The organism is Pseudoxanthomonas helianthi (assembly GCF_017939625.1).
Lineage (GTDB): Bacteria > Pseudomonadota > Gammaproteobacteria > Xanthomonadales > Xanthomonadaceae > Pseudoxanthomonas_A > Pseudoxanthomonas_A helianthi.
The window spans coordinates 295,825-313,285 of record NZ_JAGKTC010000001.1 but is presented as its reverse complement, the minus strand read 5'-3'; the positions used below and the strand labels follow the sequence as shown (position 1 = coordinate 313,285).

Below are 17,461 nucleotides of genomic sequence, written 5' to 3'. Positions count from 1 at the left end.
TTGTCGATGCGACAGCGGTCACGATTGGCCGTATTCATCTTCGTCGGACTATGCCGCGCGTCCGCGAATCAGGTCGGAAGCACGCTCGGCGATCATGATCGTGGGCGCGTTGGTATTGCCGCCGATCAGCGTCGGCATCACCGATGCGTCGATCACGCGCAGCCCGTCCACGCCGCGCACGCGCAACTGCGGATCGACCACGGCGTAAGCGTCGCTGCCCATGCGGCAGGTGCCGACCGGATGGTAGACGGTCTCGGCCTTGGCACGGATGAAGGCGACCAGGCCGGCGTCGTCCAGGTCGCTGCGCTCGGGGAAGATCGGCGCACCGCGATAGGCGTCGAACGGCGCCTGCGCCAGCAGGTCGCGCGAGATCTTCGCGCATTCGACCATTGCCTTCAGGTCGTGGCCTTCAGCGTCGCCGAGATAGTTCGCCTCGATCCGCGCCTGCGCGCGCGGGTCGGCGCTGGCCAGTGCGATCCGCCCGCGGCTGCGCGGACGCAGGTAGCAGGCGTGCACGGTATAGCCGTCGCCAGGCAGGCGATGGCGACCATGATCGTCGAGCATCGCCGGGATGAAGTGGAACTGGATGTCGGCGCGCGCGTCGGCGGCCAGCGACGAACGTGCGAAGCCGCCGGCTTCGGCGATGTTGCTGCTACCCGGTCCGCGATGGCCGCGCAGGAAGTAGTCGAACGCGGTCTTCGCCTCGCTGGCGCGGTCGTAGGTAATGCGCTGGGTGCAATGCTGCAGCGTGCAGATGTCGAGGTGGTCCTGCAGGTTGCGCCCGACCTGCGGCGCGTCGGCGAGCACATCGATGCCGTGGCGGCGCAGCTCGTCGGCCGGGCCGATGCCGGACAGCATCAGCAGTTGCGGCGAATTGATCGCACCGCCGCTGAGCAGCACCTCGCGTTGCGCACGAGCTTGCGCGGCGTGCCCGCCGTGCGCGTAGTCGACCCCGACCGCGCGTCCGTTCTCGATCACGATGCGCCGCACCAGCGCACCGGTGACGATGTCGAGGTTCGGCCGGTCCTTGATCGGGTGCAAGTAGGCCACGGCGGCGGAACAGCGCGCGCCGTCCTTCTGGGTGACCTGGTAATAGCCGACGCCCATCTGCTCCGCGCCGTTGAAATCGCGGTTATGGGCCAGGCCGATGCGCTGCCCGGCCTCGATGAAAGCGGCCGACAGCGGATTGGTGTAGCGCAGGTCGGACACGTACAGCGGGCCGTCGGCGCCGTGCAGCGCGTCGGCGCCGCGGCCGTTGCGTTCGGCGCGCTTGAAGTAGGGCAGTACTTCGTTCCAGCTCCAGCCGTCCGCACCTTGCGCGGCCCAGTCGTCGTAGTCGCCGGGCGCGCCGCGGATGTAGCACATCGCGTTGATCGAACTGGAGCCGCCCAGCACCTTGCCGCGCGGCCACCACAGGCGGCGGTTGTCGAGCTGCGGTTCCGGCGCGGTGTCGTAGTTCCAGTTGATGCCCTTGCGGCCGACCAGCTTGGCCAGGCCGGCGGGCATGTGGATGAAGGGATGCCAGTCGCGCGGGCCGGCTTCCAGCAGCAGTACCTTGGTGCCTGGGTCTTCGCTGAGCCGGTAGGCCAGCACGCAACCGGCCGAGCCGGCGCCGATGATGATGTAGTCGTACACGCATGGATCCGGGGCGAAGACGGGCCGAAGCTATCGGGGGCGCCTAGAGCAAATGCTCTCAGCCGGATCGGGGCCGGCAACGGACGGCAACCGCCTGAGCCGGAACGCGCCGCAGGCGAAATTCCGCTGGCGATGTTGCAGTGCATCGGATACCGTGCGCGCAATCGAGGCCGGACCAAGTGGACGAGAGCGGGGCCATGCAGCCGAACCAGGGACGCATCCACACGGGAGAATGGCGCGGGGTCGCCATTTCCTTCGTCTATTTCTTCTGCGTGCTGGCCGCCTATTACGTGATCCGCCCGGTGCGGGAGCAGTTGTCGGCCGCGGTCGGTTCGACCCAGTTGCCGTGGTTCTACGCCGCGACCTTCGTCGCCACGCTGGTGCTGACGCCGGTATTCGCCGCCATGGCTTCGCGCTGGCCGCGCCGGGTGCTGGTACCGGTGGTGTACGTGTTCTTCATCGCCTGCCTGCTGGCCTTCATCCCGGCGTTCACCAACGTGGGCCTGCTCAGCCCGCGCATGCTGGGCATGGTGTTCTTCGTCTGGGTCAGCGTGTTCAACCTGATCGTGGTATCGGTGTTCTGGATATTCATGTCCGACATCTGGAGCCTGGAACAGTCGAAAAGGCTGTTTCCGATCATCGCCGTCGCCGGCACCCTGGGTGCGCTCGCTGGACCTACGCTGACTCGCTCGCTGGTCAACGTGATCGGCGTGGCGCCATTGCTGCTGGTGTCGGCCAGCCTGCTCGGCATCGCCACCGTTTGCGTGGTGCTGCTCGGCCGCTGGGCGCGCGTGCATGGCGCGCGCCGGCACGAAGCCGGCCACGAGGACGCGGTCGGCGGCGGCATGTGGGACGGCCTGAAGCAGATCTTCGCGGATCCCTTCATCCGCGGCATGGCCGTGCTGCTGCTGCTGGCCGATGGCATCGGCACGGTCAACTACGCGCTGATGATCGATTACTCCGGTGCGACCTTCGCCGACGCGGCGGCGCGCACGCGCTTCCACGCCGACGTCGACCTGGTCGCGAACCTGCTGACCGTGGTCGTGCAGATCGCCGTGACCCGCTGGCTGCTGCCGCGCAAGGGCCCGGGGCTGGTGATCATGCTCTGGGCGCTGGTCAGCATCGCCGTGCTGCTGGTGGTGGTGTTCTCGGCCGATCCACATGCGCCGATGTTCAATCTGCCGCTGCTGCTGGGGCCGGTGGCGCCGACGGTGCTGGCGCTGATCGTCAGCCGCGGCCTGGCCTACGGCATGGCCGAGCCGGCGCGGCACAGCCTGTACACCCGCGTGCCGCGCAACGTGCGCTACAAGGGCCAGGACGCGGTGGACACTGCGGTATGGCGTTTCGGCGACGTGGCCATCGCGACCGGGATGAACGGTCTCAAGGCTGTCGGCATGAGCATCGGCGGTTTCGCCGGCTTGAGTGCGCTGGCTGCCTTCGCCGCGGCTGGCATCGGCTGGCGGCTGTGGAAACGGGTGGAGACGGTAGGGGAAGCGACTGCGTCGCGTCGTTGACGGAATCGAGGGGACAGCCATGCTCTTGCTTGCACAAATCCTGACGGTCCTGGTCGCCGCGCTGCACGGCTACTTTCTCGTGCTGGAAATGTTCCTGTGGACCAGGCCGCTGGGGTTGAAGACCTTCCGCAACACCCCGGAGAAGGCGGAAACAACGCGCGTGCTGGCGGCGAACCAGGGGCTGTACAACGGCTTCCTCGCCGCGGGCCTGCTGTGGGGCCTGGGTAGCGGGCAGTGGAACGTGGTGCTGTTCTTCCTCGGCTGCGTCGTCGTGGCTGCGCTGTACGGTGCGTACAGCGTCAGCCGGCGCATCTTCTTCGTGCAGGGCGTGCCGGCAATCCTCGCGATCCTCGCGATACTGGTTGGTGTGGGAGCGACGTAAGTCGCGAACCGACTTTTTCATCGCTCCGGCAAAAGCGTTCGCGACTAACCCGGTCACGATGGCGTCGTGTCCCTGGACATGGCGTCAGCCTCCGCGCGCCGGCTTCGGCGATACCCACATCGAGATCGTTGCCTTGAACACCGTCTCGCCCTGCGGGTCGACGACGACGACTTCGAACGGCAACTCGTAGCCTTCGGCGGCTTCAGGCGGCAGGAATGCCGGCTTGGCGACCGCGTGCATCGTGCCGACGGCCTTCTTCAGGTACTCCACGCGCATGCCCTTCGGGATCCAGCGCATCGACTTCGGAATGCTGACGTCGCAAGTCAGGCCGCCGATGAATTCGGCCAGGTTGCACAGGGCGATGGCATGGACTGTGCCGAGATGGTTGGTGACGCGACGGCGGTGACGGATCGTCGCCTCGCCGTGGTTCGGCCGCAGTTCGACGATACGCGGGCCGATGCTGCCGAAGTAGGGGGCCTTGAAGCAGATCAGCCGCGAGAACAACCATTTTCCCAGCGGCTTGCGTTCGAGCTTGCGGTAGATTTCGAGGACGTCGGCGCTCATCGGGTTCTCATGCGAGGACGGCGAGCCGAAGCCCGCCGTCGTGAGGGGAGGTTGCCGATCACGCTGCCTCGCGCGGATGCCGCTGGTGCTGCGGCAGGTCGTAGTAACCCGCGGCACGCAGTTCGTGCGGATCGAAGTCGTCCACGCTGATCGTGTCCAGGGTCATCGCGCGCAGTTCCTCCAGTTGCTTGCGCTCCTCGGCGGTGATCCAGCCTTCGCGCACGCCTTCGTCCAGCTGCGCGGGGAAATCCAGCGCCTCGATATCGCTGGTCTTCAGCGCCTTGAGGAACTTGCGCTCGACCGGTTCGGCCAGCACCACGCGGGCCAGGTAGCTGTCGATGCGGCCGGCCGGGTTGTTCGCGCACGGCGTGGTGAACACGCCCTGGGCCAGGCGGTCGCGCGCTTCGTTCGGCGTCATCAACAAGGCCGCGGCGCGACGGCCGAGACGGTCGCTTGGTGCCTCCGCGCGGCGACCCCACGGGAAGATCAGCGCCCACAGCAACCACACCACCGGGCGGATCGGGAAGTTGCGCAGCGCCGCCGACAGCGCCAGTTCGATCTCGTGCACGCTGTTATGGAAGGCCCAGGCCAGCAACGGCTGGTCTGCGACCGGCGCGCCTTCGTCGTGGTAGCGCTTGAGCATCGCGCTGGTCATGTACAGGTGGCTGAGTACGTCGCCCAGGCGCCCGGACAGCGACTCCTTGAACTTCAGCTTGCCGCCGAGGAGCAGCATCGACACGTCCGCCATCAACGCGAGGTTGGCCGAATAGCGATCCAGCTTGCGGAAATAGCGGCGCGTGTAGTCGTCACCCGGCGCCTTGCCGATCTTCGCCGCGGTCAGGCCGAACCAGAACGAACGCACCGCGTTGGAGAACGCATAACCGATGTGGCCGAACAGGTTGCGGTCGAACGCTTCCAGGCCGGCCTTCGCATCCGGGTCCTGCGCTGCCTTCATTTCCTTCAGCACCCATGGATGGCAGAGGATCGCACCCTGGCCGAAGATCAGCAGGCTGCGGGTCATGATGTTGGCGCCTTCCACGGTGATCGCGATCGGCGAGGCCTGCCATGCGCGGCCGGCGAAGTTGCGCGGACCGAGGATGATGCCCTTGCCGCCGAGCACGTCCATCACATCCTTGGCGACTTCGCGGCCCATCGTCGTGCAGTGATACTTGGCGATGGCCGAGGGCACCGCCGGCTTCTCGCCGCGGTCGACGGCCGCGGCGGTAGCCTGCGACAGCGCGCTGGTCGCATAGGCCTTGCCGGCGATGCGCGCCAATGCTTCTTCCACGCCTTCGAAGCGCCCGACCGATAGTCCGAACTGCTTGCGGATGCGCGCGTAGGCACCGGTGACGATCGCGCCGAACTTGGCGCCGCCGCTGGCGGTGGAGGGCAGGGTGATCGAACGGCCGATCGACAGGCACTCGCTGAGCATGCGCCAGCCTTCGCCGATGCCGTTCTCCTCGCCGATGATCTGCGACAGCGGCAGGAACACTTCATGCCCGCGCACCGGGCCGTTCTGGAACGGCGAGTTCAGCGGGAAATGGCGGCGGCCGACTTCCACGCCGGCGGTGTCGCGCGGCATCAACGCCAGGGTGATGCCCAGGTCGCGCTTGTCGCCGAGCAGGCCGTCCGGGTCGTACATGCGGAAGGCCAGGCCGATGATCGACGCGACCGGCGCCAGGGTGATGTAGCGCTTGTCGAAGGTCAGCTTGATGCCGACCACCTTGGCGCCGTTCCATTCGCCTTCGCAGACGATGCCGTAGTCGGGAATCGAAGTCGCATCGGAACCGGCGAACGGACCGGTCAGTCCGAAGCACGGTACTTCACGTCCGTCGGCCAGGCGCGGCAGGTAATGGTCCTTCTGCGCTTGCGTACCGTAATGCATCAACAGTTCGCCCGGGCCCAGCGAATTGGGTACGCCGACCGTGCTGCTGAGCACCGTGGAAACCGAAGCCAGCTTCTGGATCACCTTGTGGTGGGCCAGCGCGGAGAAACCGAGGCCGCCGTATTCCTTCGGGATGATCATGCCGAAGAACTTGTTGCGCTTGATGAAGTCCCACAGCTCCGGCGGCAGGTCGGCGTGAACGTGAGTGATTTCCCAGTCGTTGGTCATCCGGGCCAATTCTTCGACCGGACCGTCGAGGAACGCCTGCTCTTCCGCGGTCAGTTGCGGCTTGGGCTGGTCGAGCAACTGCTTCCAGTCGGGGTCGCCGGAGAACAGCTCGCCTTCGAAGCCGACGGAACCGGACTCCAGCGCGATGCGTTCGGTCTGCGAAAGCGGCGGCAGGATCTTCTTGTAGAAGCCGAGCAGCGGCGCGGTGACCAGCGGCTTGCGCAGGCCCGGGACCAGCAGCGGCACCGCGATCAGCGCCACGATCGCCGCGGCGATCAGCGTCGCCGTGTGGTTGGCGCCGAACAGCCAACACGCCACCAGCAAGGTCGCGGTGATCGCGGCCCAGTAAGCCAGCCGCAGGCGATGGTAGGCGGCGACGGCACCCGCCAGCAGGAAGGCGAGGAACGGGGCGAGGATGCTCATGGGGAAACTCCGGAAATCGCTTCGGCAGCGGCAGCGTGGGAAAGAGGGGAGGATGTGGTGGACAGTTCGGCCAGATAATCGCGAACGACGCCGGTGAAGCCGTCGTTGTCGTCGCCGGCCAGCATGTGCGTCGCCTGCGGCAGGTGCGCGTGGCGCGCGTGCGGCACCAACGCCTGGAACTCGGCGATGGTGCGCGCGGAAACCAGGTCGCTGCGCCCGCCGCTGACCAGCAATACCGGGCAACGGATCGCGCGCGCGGCCTCGGCGATCGCATCCTGGTGCTGCGCGCAATCGCGCACCAAGTCGTCGACCAGGCGCGCATCCCAATGCCAGCGCCAGCGTCCGTCCTGGCCTTCGCGCAACAATTCGCGCAGTTCTTCCGGCGTCTTGCGGCTGCGCCGGTGCGGCAGGTAGGCGGCAACGACGTCCGCCGCGTGTTCGAGCGAATCGAAGCCCTGCGGGAACGCGGTGATGAAGCCGAGGATGCGTTGCAAGCCGGCTTCCTCCCAGCGCGGGGTGATGTCGACCAGCACCATCGCGCTGAACAACCCGGGCCAGCGCGCTTCGGCGATCAGGCCGAACAAGCCGCCCATCGATGCACCGATCAGTACCGGCGCTTCGGTCTGTTCCCCGGCGACGATGATCAGGTCGTCGGCGAACTGGTCGCCGGTGTAGGGCAGTTCGACCGGATTGCGTTCCGATTCGCCGTGACCGCGGGCGTCGTAGCTGATACCGGTGTGGCCTTCGGCGGCCAAGGCCTGCGCCGTCCTGGCCCACGCGCCGCGGGTCTGGCCGAAGCCATGGGCGAACAGCAGTGACGGCCCCTCGGTTCGACCGGACGGAAAGCGGCTGACGGCCAACGCCAGCCCGCCAGCACCCGAGAGCGTGCGGACGGAATCGCCGTCGAGGTAACTTGAATTGACCATACGCTTTAGTATGGACCTCGCGGTTTAGAGTAGTCAATCGGTTTCTGGAGGGAAATTCGCGCCTAACTTGTTGATTTGGTTGAACTTGCTGTTGCGGCGCAACAAACGTACCAACACAAACCATTGCGTATGGTTAAATGCGTCACATGACCACCGAAGCCACACCGCCTCCGGCCACACCGCCCCGCAGTACGCGTCTCAGTGCCGACGATTGGGCGCAGGCCGCACTGGATCTGATTGCCGAAGCCGGCGTCGCCGCGGTCGCGGTCGAACCGCTCGCGCGCCGGTTGGGCGTCACCAAAGGCAGCTTCTACTGGCATTTCCCTTCCCGCGATGCCCTGTTGCAGGCCGCGTTGGAGCGCTGGGAGGTGGTCGAACAGCAAACCCTGTTCGGCAGCAGCCTGGAGGGCCTGTCCGATCCGCGCGCGCGCCTGCGCGAGCTGTTCATGGTGGTGGCGCGCGAAATGCAGCCGCACATTATCTATAGCGAGCTGCTGAAGGCGCTGGACCATCCGGTGGTACAGCCGGTGATCAACCGGATCTCGCAGCGGCGCATGGAATACCTGGTGGCGATGTTCCGCCAGGCCGGGCTCAACCGCGCCGAAGCCCAGCATCGTGCCCGTCTGGCCTACTCGGCCTACCTCGGCTTCCTGCAACTGTCGTTGCAGCTGCAACAGCCGCGCATGCACCACGACGAATTCGACGCCTACATGGAACACGTGATCGGTACGCTGATCCCGCAGTAACCCGGAGGGGCGTCGGGTTCTCCACCCGGCATTCACGGAGTTAAACCTTCCGCGCCCCCCTGGCATCCGAAGGATTATGTTGAATGCAGCCGTGATCGAACTGAGCCTGGACACCACCGCCGAAGCCGCCGCGGAAGCGGACGCCGCGCTGGTGCGTTCGGCGGCCGGCGGCGACGGCGATGCCTTCGCCTCGATCTACCGCCGCCACGCCGGCCGCGTGCATGGCGTGATCTCGCGACTGGTCGGCGGGCAGGGCGTGCGCGCCGAGGATCTGACCCAGGAAGCGTTCGTCCGTGCCTGGCAGGCGCTGCCGAAGTTCCGTTTCGAAAGCGCCTTCTCCACCTGGCTGCATCGGCTCGCGGTCAATACCGCGCTGATGGAATTGCGCAGCCGCCGCGGCGGCCCGCGTTTCGACGACGACGAAGACGCACTGGACGATGTCGGCATGGCCGATTCGGCGGGACAGGCCACGGCGTTGTCACTGGACCTGGAGCGCGCGGTGGCCACCTTGCCGCCACGCGCGCGCGCCGTGCTGGTGCTGCACGACGTGGAAGGCTGGAAGCACGAGGAAATCGCCGCCGAACTCGGCATGGCGGTGGGCAGTTCGAAAGCGCAGTTGCACCGCGCACGGCAGTTGTTGCGCGGACGGTTGGGAGACGAAGCATGAACGAAACGAACATCAACGACGATACCCTGCGCTGGCAGCTCCGCGCCTTGCGCAAGGATGTGCCGCCGCAGCGCGACCTGTGGCCCGACATCGCCGCGCGCATCGCGGCGACGCCTCAGGACGCGCCGATGCGGACGACAAGGCGCGGCAAGCGCTGGTTCGCGCCTGCCGCGATGGCAGCTTCCTTGCTGCTTGCAGTCGGCGTCGTCTGGCAAGGCGGCTTGGTGCCAGGTTCCGTTTCCACCGATCCGCTGTTGCGCCAGGAAGCCGGCGCGCTTACCCGCGAATACCAGGGCGCGCTGCAATCCATGCCGCAGACGCGTTCAAGTTCCGCATACGCCCCGGCGCTGCGAGACCTCGATAGCAGCGCCGCCAAGATCCTGGTCGCGCTGGAACACGACCCCAACGCGCGCTTCCTGCTCGAGCAGCTGCGCCGCACCTATGCCCGTCGTCTGGAACTGACCCAGCGCGCCGCCCTGACCTGAGGAATACCGCCATGACCGCCATCACACGCACCGCATTCGCCACGGCTTTCGCTGCCGCACTGTCCCTGTCCGTCCCGGCCTTCGCCGGCACGCCGATCGACCAGACCCGCCCCTTGTCGCCGACCGGCCGCGTGGACATCTCCAACGTCAAGGGCAGCATCGTGGTACGCGCCTGGGATCGTCCCGAAGTGAAGATCGGCGGCACGCTCGGCGATGGCGTCGAGAAGCTGATCATCGAAGGCGACGACGACCACCTCGAAGTGAAAGTGAAGACGCCGCAGAGCGAAGGGTGGGCGGGCGGCCGCAAGTTCGGCCCGACCGACCTGCAGCTGATGGTTCCGCTGCGTGCCGATCTGGAGATCGATTCGGTTTCCGCCAATGTCCACGTGACCGGCGTGGCGCCGTCGAGTTTGTCGATCGACAACGTCAGCGGCGATGTCGTGGTGGCCGCCGCGCCGAAAGAAGTCAGCGTCGACAGCGTCAGCGGTTCGGTCAACCTGACCGTCAACAGCCCCAGCGTGACCGTCGACAGCGTGAGCGGCGACATCACCTTGCGCGGACGCATGAATGGCGAAGTTTCCACTGAAACCGTCAGCGGCAACATCGACGTTGCCGTCAAGGACGAAAGATTGCGCGAACTGTCGGCTACCACCGTCAGCGGCGACGCCACCTTGCGCACTGGGCTGTACACCAATGGCCGCATCCACCTGGAAACGGTCAGCGGCGACCTGACCCTGACGCTACCCAAGAACCTTTCCGCCCGCGTCACCGCCGAAACCTTCAGCGGCGACCTCAAGGCCCCCGGCGCCACCATCGAGCGCCCCAAGTACGGCCCCGGCGCCAGCTTCAACACCCGTTACGGCAACGGCGACGGCGAAATCAGCATCGAGACTTTTTCTGGCAGTGCAACATTGAGCTTGGAATAAAGGCGACTCCCCGGCGTGGGCAAAAGCCGAATCCATACGGTCATGTACGGGCGCTGTGTTCGAGCATGGCGCCCCTTTGCTTTCGCGTGGTGCAAGATCATTCCATCCGAAACCGTAGCAATTGCAACAACTTAGCTTGAGCCGACATCGGATCACCGCCCCAGGACCGCAGGCCTCTCGCATCGTCAAGGCGTAACCGAAATTCTGTTGCTTAACTTGTTGATATTGCAGGAGTCGTGATTCGCAAGAATTGGCATGGAAGTCTTTTCCCCTGCCGTAAAATTTGCGTTATGCTCAAGTCGAACAGGCGTACGTGGCGAACCGCCTGTCGTTGCCTTGGCTTGGATTTAGCACGCAACCATTGGCCGTATCCAGATCCTTATTCCACCGAGAGAGAGCATCAATGACTACCCATAAGGGTTCCAAATACTTTTCGAAAGGTGCCAAACGCACTGCGTTGAGCGTTGCGCTTGGTATGTGCGTCGCGGGTGGCGTGCAGGCTCAGTCCAATACGACCGGTTCGGTTTTCGGTCAGGCGTCGTCGGGAGAGACCGTGGTGGTCGAAAACCCGGCCACCGGTTTCCGCCGTGAAGTCGTGGTGGGTGCCGATGGCGCATATCGCATTTCCGCGCTGCAGCCCGGCAGGTACAACGTGACTTTGCGTCGCGCCGATGGCAGTACCGTCGTTCGTGAGGCGGTCGGCGTGAGTGTGGGTACCGGTACGCCGGTGAGCTTCGCGGCCGCGGCCGGTGGTGACGCCAAGACGCTCGACAGCGTCGTCGTCACCGCCAGCCAACTGGTCAACCCGATCGACGTGTCGTCGGTCGAATCGACCACCGTGCTGACGTCCGAGCAGATCGCCCGCATTCCGGTACCGCGCGACACCACGTCGGTGGCGCTGCTGGCCCCGGGCACCGTGCGTGGCGACGCCGCGTTCGGCAACCTGGCGTCGTTCGGCGGTTCGTCGGTGGCCGAGAACCAGTACTACATCAACGGTTTCAACGTCACCAACTCGTTCCGCAGCCTGAACTTCTCCAAGGTGCCCTTCGAGGCCATTGCCGAGCAGCAGGTCAAGACCGGCGGCTATGGCGCGGAATTCGGCCGTTCGCTCGGCGGCGTGGTCAACCAGATCACCAAGCGCGGTACCAATGAATTCAAGGCCGGTGCGAACGTGTTCTGGGCACCCGACTCGCTGCGCGAGAAGGTCAAGAACGTCAAGTATTCCAATCCGTTGTCGCCGAGCGATTTCGGAAAGATCGAGGAAGACAACAGCAAGGACGCCGAAGATCAGCTCATCACGAGCGTCTGGGCCAGCGGCGCATTGATCAAGGATCGCCTGTTCGCCTATGCGTTGCTGTCCTACGGCAATACCGAGCAAGATACCTGGGGCAACAAGGATGCGCTGCAAAACATCAACAACAAGGTCAAGAATCCGACCTGGCTGGCCAAGTTCGACTGGAACATCAACGACAACAACAAGCTGGAACTGACCGCGTTTTCCGATGAGCAGAAGACGGATACCAAGGTCTATGCCAACACGCCGGGCCAGCTGGATCGCAAGGCCTACGCGGGCACGTTGTTCGATACCCAGGGCGGCCAAAACTTCGTGTTGAAGTACACCGGTTATCTGACCGACAACTTCACTCTGACCGCATTGGCGGGCCATGGCGAGTTCAAGCGCCAGCAGCACCTTCGCAACCCGGATGGTTCGGAAGTGCGCTACAACGGCGATATCAACACCGCGTATACCCGAAGCATCACCGGCACTACTTCGCTGGGCGGATGCCCGGTTATTATCGATGTGCGCCCCGGCTACCGTAAGGCAATGACCGGGCCATATGGCAGCTTCTGCAACCTGACCAACGGTGCCCTGCTGCAGGCTGACAACAATAAGGACACCCGCGACCAGTACCGTATCGACGCGGAGTGGATCCTGGGCTCTCACCAGCTGCGCTTTGGCGTCGACATCGACAATTACGAATCGGTGGCAGGCGAAGCCAACGCCGGCGGCTGGTTGTGGCGTTATTCGACCAACAATGGCCCAGACGGCAAGGCTAACACGGGCGATGAGTTCGACGTCGTGCGCCGTCAGACCACGGCACGAGGGACGACCATCGAAGTCAAGCAGCGCGCCTTCTATATCGAGGACAGTTGGAAGGTTACCGACAATTTCCTGGCTTATCTGGGCTTGCGCTGGGATACCTTCGAGAACCTGGGCGCCGACGGCCGCGCCTTCGTCAAGATCGATAATCAGTTCGGCCCCCGCCTCGGCTTCTCCTGGGACGTGAATGGCGATTCGACCTTCAAGGTCTACGGCAATGCCGGTCGTTATGCCTTGCCGTTAACCCCCAGCGTGGCCGTGCGCGGTTCCAGCGCATCGATCTTCCAGCGTAGCAACAACAATCGCTTCTCGGGTGTGGATCCGGTGACTGGCGCGCCGATACTGACCGGTCCGCTGAACCCGTTGAACCTGATCAACGGCGAAGATGGGAAGGCGCACGACCCGCTGACCATCGCTTCCAAGAATCTTGAGCCGATGTACCAGGATGAATATATCCTTGGTTTCCAGAGTGCAATTACAGATCATGTGAACCTGGGCGCTCGCGCAATTTACCGCAAGCTTAAGGCAGCCATCGACGACAACTGCGACTACACCGCGATTACCGAACTCGCTGATGCCGACGGTCTGTCGTACACAGTGCCCAACCCGGGCTTCCCGTACTGCCGCCTGTTCAACCCGGGTAAGGATGCGGTTTTGGTCACCGACCTTAATGGCGATGGGCATTACACGACGTACACAGTCAAGGGAGATCGTCTAAGCCCCGACGCCAAGCGCAGCTACAAGGCACTGGAGTTGTTCCTGGACGGCAATTGGGACAAGTTCTTCTTCCAGGCGTCGTATACCTGGTCGGCGAACAAGGGTAATACCGAAGGCGGCGTGAAGTCGGATATCGGCCAGTCTGATACCAATACCACCCAGGACTTCGACTACAAGGAGCTGACGGTCGATACCTTCGGCTACCTGCCCAACGACCGTCGCCACGCGCTGAAGGTATTTGGCAGCTACCAGTTCAACGACCAGTGGTCGTTGGGTGCCAACTTGCTGGTGCAGTCCGGGCGTCCCTACAACTGTCTCGGCGTACTGGATCTGGACCCGGCCCTGCCCGATCCGGTGACCGGCAATAACCATTACAGTCCGCATCCCTACGGTTCTGGCTTCATGCGTTGCAGCAACTCGCCGGATGGCGCTTCGAACGATGCGACCGTACATGCCGTGCCGCGTGGCACGGCAGGTCGCCTGCCTTGGACCACCACGGTCGACTTGAACGCGGCATATCGCCCTTCGTTTGCGCCGGGCCTGCAGTTCAAGGTGGACGTGTTCAACGTGTTCAATTCGCAGAAGGTCATCGCGGTTAGCGATGTGGCTGAGGATTCCGCTACCGGCAATCCATTGAGCACGTACCTGTTGCCGCGCGCCTACCAGGCTCCGCGTTCGGTGCGTTTCATGGTGCAGTACGACTTCTGATCGATACGTCGCTTTGGAAGTCCCCGAACGGCCGCCGCAGGGCGGCCGTTCCCGTTTCGCGATGGCCTTCCAGGCCTTATGCTTGAGCTATGAATCTGATAACCCCAACGCATCAAGAACTCGATTTGCGGTGGGAACGCGCGCAGCAATTCGAATCCAATCGCGATATCGCGTCCGCGCGCTCGGAATACAGGGCAATCCTGGTGTTAGATGCGCATCACGTGCCTGCGTTGTTGCGGCTTTCACGTCATGCGCAACGCGACGGAGATTTCCACATGGCGCGTTCTTATGTCATGCGTGCATCGGACTCCGTGCGGTTCGCCAACCGTTACAGGCAGATCAGTTTCGTGAGCTTGCGCTTGCTCGATTTCGCTGAGGATGCCGAGGTCGCGTCGGTAATCCTAACCGCAGACTGGAACAACCCCCACGTACTCAACCAGTCGCCGATGCTGGCCCAACACCTATGGCTTGCCGGTCGCTATGAAGATGCGCTCAGGTTCATCGGCCACGCATTGCCGCGCGTGCCGCCAAACGCTTTGCTGCACTACGCTCGCGCCAATGTCTTTCGCTTCCTGGGGAGGTTGGACGATGCGCGGGAAGCGTATGAGGCGACGTTGGAAATAAATCCGGAACTGGCAGACGCGCATTGGTCGCTGGCGACCCTTGGCAGGGCGAGATCGCCCTTGGAAAGGGTGGATCGCATCCGCCGAGCCCAAAGTGCGCATGGGGCAACGAGTGAGGAACAGGCGCATCTCTACTATGCATTGTTCCATGAACTGGATGCGGCTGGGGACGTCGAGCACGCCTGGGCGGCGCTGGGTGAAGGCGCCGCAATCATGGCGCAGAAATTCCGCTACGATCCGGAGGCGGAGCGGCGTCAAATCGAGGGACTGATGGATGGCGATCCACTCCCGCCCGCGGAGGGCAAGTCGGTTCCGGGCATGCCGATTCCGGTTTTCGTGGTGGGGATGCCGCGAACTGGAACGACCTTGCTAGACCGGATGCTGGGCAATATTCCGGGCGTGTCGTCGGCTGGTGAGCGGAACGACCTGTCGATGGCAGTCAGCGAAGTTTCTAACAGTTTCTTCGGCACCTTGCTAGAAGAACGGGAAACACGTCCGCTTTCACGTATCGACATGCAGAGAGCAGGCCTGCGCTACTTGCAGCGGCTTCGTCAAGTGGAACCTCAGGCGGTGTTCGTTATCGACAAGAATCCGCGCAACCTGTTCAGCATCCCGCTGATCGCCCGCGCGCTGCCGCAAGCCCGAATCCTGTGCCTCTCCCGCAACGGCAGGGATGCTTGCTTCTCGGGTTTCAAGGAATTGTTCCACGGCGCGAGCTATCCATACAGTTATAGGCTCGATCATCTGGCCGCGCACTGGAAGTTGGCGCAGAGCTGGATGCGTCATTGGCATGCGCGCCTTCCGGGCATGGTGAAGATCGTTGAATACGAAGCGCTGGCCGTCGATCCGGGCGCTACGCTCGAATGCGTGCAGGATTTCATCGGCCTGCCGCGCAATGCGGCTTTCGCGGACATCACGACCAATGTCGCGCCGGTTTCCACGGCGAGCAGCGCTCAAGTTCGGGAGCCCGTGCATCAAAGAGGGGTAGGGGCATGGCGGCGGTATGCGCCGTGGCTTTCGCCGATCTTCGACAGCCTAGGCCTACCAGAATGATCTCCGCGGTGTGGCCGCTGTTACAGCAGGCCGAAGGGTTCGCGGCCGCCAAGAACTGGGCTCGCGCGATCGACTGCTACGAACGTGCATTGCAAGCGGCACCGGGTGACGCAGGAACCCTCGTGCAGTTGTCGTATGTCCATTCGCTGGCCGGTCATTACCGATTGGCACGGGAATACGCCTTGCGTGCGCATGCGACAGGCGTGCGGGCGCCGAAAGTCCTGTCCGAGTTGATTCCGCGGCTGCGCACTTTCAATGCCATCGAGGAGATGCAGGACTGCATTGCGCGACTCCTGCCTATGTCCGGCATTCCGATTCCGATGCTGATCAAGCTGGGCGCGCAACTGAGCTATGCCAACTTGCCGGGCCAGGCGATCGAGTTTCTCGACGAAGCCAAGCGAGCCGACCCGGACTTCCCAACCACGTTGCTGGCGCGAGCGCACGTGCTCATGTACTTGGGCAGATTCGAGGAAGCTAGGGTCGATGTGCTGCGCGCGCTGAAGCGCGCACCCGAGATCGCGCAGGGTTACTGGCTACTCACGGCGCTCGGTAAGCAGACCGCAGCCGACAACCATGTCGAGCAGATCCGCCGGCAACTCCTGCGCCCTGGGCGTTCTCCGGCGGATTTGGCGCTGCTCGGCTTCGCCCTGCACAAAGCGCTCGACGATCTGGGCGAGCATGCGGATGCGTGGGAAGCGCTGATGATCGGTTGCAGGGCCAAGCGTGCTCAATTGGCCTATGATCGATCCGAAACGCAGGCGATCTTCCGGGCGCTGCATGCGTTTCCCGTGGACGCACCTTCGCGCGTTCTGGAAGAGAGTGCTGATGAGTTGACTCCGATCTTCATAGTTGGCATGCACCGCTCAGGGACCACCCTGCTTGAGCAGATGCTGAGTGGCGCGAAGCAATTGAGGGCAATGGGGGAGTTGTACGACTTCACGGCGGCAATGCGAATGGCAACTGATCGCCACTGCTCTGGTGTCATCGATCGGGAGTTAATCCGGCGGGCGCAAGGCTCGGATTTCTCCGAGGTGGGTAGGACTTACCTGTTGGGCATGGGGTGGCGCCTGCAAGGAGAGCGCTTCTTTACCGACAAGCTGCCATCCAATTTCCTGAATATCGGATTCATTTGCCAGGCCTTGCCGCACGCAAAGATATTGCACATGGTTCGCGATCCAATGGAGGTGTGCTTCTCTAACCTGCGCGAGCTATTCTCGGATGCGAATCCGTACAGCTACGACCAAGCGGATCTGGCTAACTTTTACCGCCACTATCAGGAACTGATGCGGCATTGGCACGCGACATTCCCGGAGCGTGTGCTGGACGTGGACTATTCAGAGTTGACCCGGCATCCCGAAAGGGAACTCCGCCGGGTTTGCGATTTCTGCGGGCTTCCATTCGACATGGCGATGCTGGACATTTCACCACGGCAGCGAGGCGTTGTGACGGCCAGTGCCGTGCAAGTTCGCGAGGGTATCGTTACGCAACCACGCCCGAAATGGGTGCCCTATGCGCAACAACTGGAACCGTTGTCGCGAATTTTAGCTGCGGTGCAGCATTCCTAGCCGAGTTGTACTCGCGAGCGTGGATCGTCGGAGACTCCGGTGAGATTGTTGCTGCCTGAAACTGTAGCAATTGCAACTACTTAGCCGACGTAACAAAATTTTTTTCGGTCGATCAGCCCCTCAAGGGGCTTGCAATTTGGTTAACCCATTGAAATTGCAGTGATCAGACGGGCCGAGACTGGCCGAGAACCCTTCCCATGACCGTAAAATTTACGTTATCCTTCGGAGAAGCAGGTGTTATGGCGTCGCGCCTGTTCAGTTGACTAGGTTCTGCACCCGGTCGTTCTTGGTTGTATCCAGACCTATATGAGAG

The 17,461-nt window shown here is 63.5% G+C and carries 13 protein-coding genes; 9 read left to right on the top strand and 4 right to left on the bottom strand.

The window, feature by feature from the left end; all coding sequences use genetic code 11:
* Positions 1-48: 48 nt before the first annotated feature.
* Positions 49-1,635 carry a GMC family oxidoreductase gene (locus J5837_RS01485; RefSeq protein ID WP_210534947.1) on the bottom strand — a complete coding sequence of 529 codons (1,587 nt, stop codon included), beginning with the start codon at positions 1,633-1,635 and terminating at the stop codon, positions 49-51.
* 197 nt (positions 1,636-1,832) lie between these two features.
* On the opposite strand from J5837_RS01485, the gene J5837_RS01480 reads away from it, so the two are divergent.
* A complete protein-coding gene (locus tag J5837_RS01480) occupies positions 1,833-3,149 on the top strand; it encodes an NTP/NDP exchange transporter (protein ID WP_244755515.1) in 1,317 nt (438 codons plus the stop codon).
* Positions 3,150-3,168: 19 nt separating this feature from the next.
* Positions 3,169-3,531, top strand: a complete 363-nt coding sequence (locus tag J5837_RS01475) for a DUF1304 domain-containing protein (protein ID WP_210534946.1) — start codon at positions 3,169-3,171, stop codon at positions 3,529-3,531.
* Between the two features lie 84 nt (positions 3,532-3,615).
* Here J5837_RS01475 and J5837_RS01470 read toward each other — a convergent pair whose 3' ends face one another.
* Genes J5837_RS01470 through J5837_RS01460 form a run of 3 tightly spaced genes read right to left on the bottom strand, consistent with a single transcriptional unit; the run spans position 3,616 to position 7,557 of the window.
* Positions 3,616-4,095 (bottom strand): hotdog fold domain-containing protein, encoded by a 480-nt coding sequence (locus tag J5837_RS01470; protein ID WP_210534945.1) that lies wholly within the window; start codon positions 4,093-4,095, stop codon positions 3,616-3,618.
* 58 nt (positions 4,096-4,153) lie between these two features.
* Positions 4,154-6,631, bottom strand: coding sequence for an acyl-CoA dehydrogenase (locus J5837_RS01465; RefSeq protein WP_210534944.1), 2,478 nt, complete (start codon positions 6,629-6,631; stop codon positions 4,154-4,156).
* Positions 6,628-7,557 (bottom strand): alpha/beta fold hydrolase, encoded by a 930-nt coding sequence (locus tag J5837_RS01460; protein WP_210534943.1) that lies wholly within the window; start codon positions 7,555-7,557, stop codon positions 6,628-6,630. The genes J5837_RS01465 and J5837_RS01460 overlap by 4 nt, the downstream gene beginning before the upstream one ends.
* A 146-nt stretch (positions 7,558-7,703) precedes the next feature.
* Here J5837_RS01460 and J5837_RS01455 point away from each other — a divergent pair, with 146 nt between their 5' ends.
* The 7 genes from J5837_RS01455 to J5837_RS01425 all read left to right on the top strand — a co-directional run bounded on the left by J5837_RS01455 (position 7,704) and on the right by J5837_RS01425 (position 17,148).
* On the top strand, positions 7,704-8,303 hold the full coding sequence (locus tag J5837_RS01455; protein WP_425504809.1) for a TetR/AcrR family transcriptional regulator: 600 nt from the start codon (positions 7,704-7,706) through the stop codon (positions 8,301-8,303).
* Positions 8,304-8,379: 76 nt separating this feature from the next.
* Complete coding sequence (locus J5837_RS01450) at positions 8,380-8,970, top strand: RNA polymerase sigma factor (RefSeq protein WP_210534941.1); 591 nt, start codon at positions 8,380-8,382, stop codon at positions 8,968-8,970.
* Positions 8,967-9,455 carry a hypothetical protein gene (locus tag J5837_RS01445; protein WP_210534940.1) on the top strand — a complete coding sequence of 163 codons (489 nt, stop codon included), beginning with the start codon at positions 8,967-8,969 and terminating at the stop codon, positions 9,453-9,455. The genes J5837_RS01450 and J5837_RS01445 overlap by 4 nt, the downstream gene beginning before the upstream one ends.
* An 11-nt stretch (positions 9,456-9,466) precedes the next feature.
* A complete protein-coding gene (locus tag J5837_RS01440) occupies positions 9,467-10,381 on the top strand; it encodes a DUF4097 family beta strand repeat-containing protein (RefSeq protein WP_210534939.1) in 915 nt (304 codons plus the stop codon).
* 403 nt (positions 10,382-10,784) lie between these two features.
* On the top strand, positions 10,785-13,907 hold the full coding sequence (locus tag J5837_RS01435) for a TonB-dependent receptor (RefSeq protein WP_210534938.1): 3,123 nt from the start codon (positions 10,785-10,787) through the stop codon (positions 13,905-13,907).
* Positions 13,908-13,996: 89 nt separating this feature from the next.
* On the top strand, positions 13,997-15,583 hold the full coding sequence (locus J5837_RS01430) for a tetratricopeptide repeat-containing sulfotransferase family protein (protein WP_210534937.1): 1,587 nt from the start codon (positions 13,997-13,999) through the stop codon (positions 15,581-15,583).
* Complete coding sequence (locus J5837_RS01425; protein WP_210534936.1) at positions 15,580-17,148, top strand: tetratricopeptide repeat-containing sulfotransferase family protein; 1,569 nt, start codon at positions 15,580-15,582, stop codon at positions 17,146-17,148. The genes J5837_RS01430 and J5837_RS01425 overlap by 4 nt, the downstream gene beginning before the upstream one ends.
* The last annotated feature ends 313 nt before the right edge of the window (positions 17,149-17,461 follow it).

Excerpts from the sequence above, each read along its gene's own strand:
- J5837_RS01440 (WP_210534939.1), top strand. The coding sequence starts at position 9,467 with ATGACCGCCATCACACGCACCGCATTCGCCACGGCTTTCGCTGCCGCA.
- J5837_RS01470 (WP_210534945.1), bottom strand. The coding sequence starts at position 4,095 with ATGAGCGCCGACGTCCTCGAAATCTACCGCAAGCTCGAACGCAAGCCG.
- J5837_RS01465 (WP_210534944.1), bottom strand. The coding sequence starts at position 6,631 with ATGAGCATCCTCGCCCCGTTCCTCGCCTTCCTGCTGGCGGGTGCCGTC.
- J5837_RS01460 (WP_210534943.1), bottom strand. The coding sequence starts at position 7,557 with ATGGTCAATTCAAGTTACCTCGACGGCGATTCCGTCCGCACGCTCTCG.
- J5837_RS01480 (WP_244755515.1), top strand. The coding sequence starts at position 1,833 with ATGCAGCCGAACCAGGGACGCATCCACACGGGAGAATGGCGCGGGGTC.
- J5837_RS01455 (WP_425504809.1), top strand. The coding sequence starts at position 7,704 with ATGACCACCGAAGCCACACCGCCTCCGGCCACACCGCCCCGCAGTACG.
- J5837_RS01435 (WP_210534938.1), top strand. The coding sequence starts at position 10,785 with ATGACTACCCATAAGGGTTCCAAATACTTTTCGAAAGGTGCCAAACGC.
- J5837_RS01430 (WP_210534937.1), top strand. The coding sequence starts at position 13,997 with ATGAATCTGATAACCCCAACGCATCAAGAACTCGATTTGCGGTGGGAA.
- J5837_RS01450 (WP_210534941.1), top strand. The coding sequence starts at position 8,380 with ATGTTGAATGCAGCCGTGATCGAACTGAGCCTGGACACCACCGCCGAA.
- J5837_RS01425 (WP_210534936.1), top strand. The coding sequence starts at position 15,580 with ATGATCTCCGCGGTGTGGCCGCTGTTACAGCAGGCCGAAGGGTTCGCG.
- J5837_RS01445 (WP_210534940.1), top strand. The coding sequence starts at position 8,967 with ATGAACGAAACGAACATCAACGACGATACCCTGCGCTGGCAGCTCCGC.
- J5837_RS01475 (WP_210534946.1), top strand. The coding sequence starts at position 3,169 with ATGCTCTTGCTTGCACAAATCCTGACGGTCCTGGTCGCCGCGCTGCAC.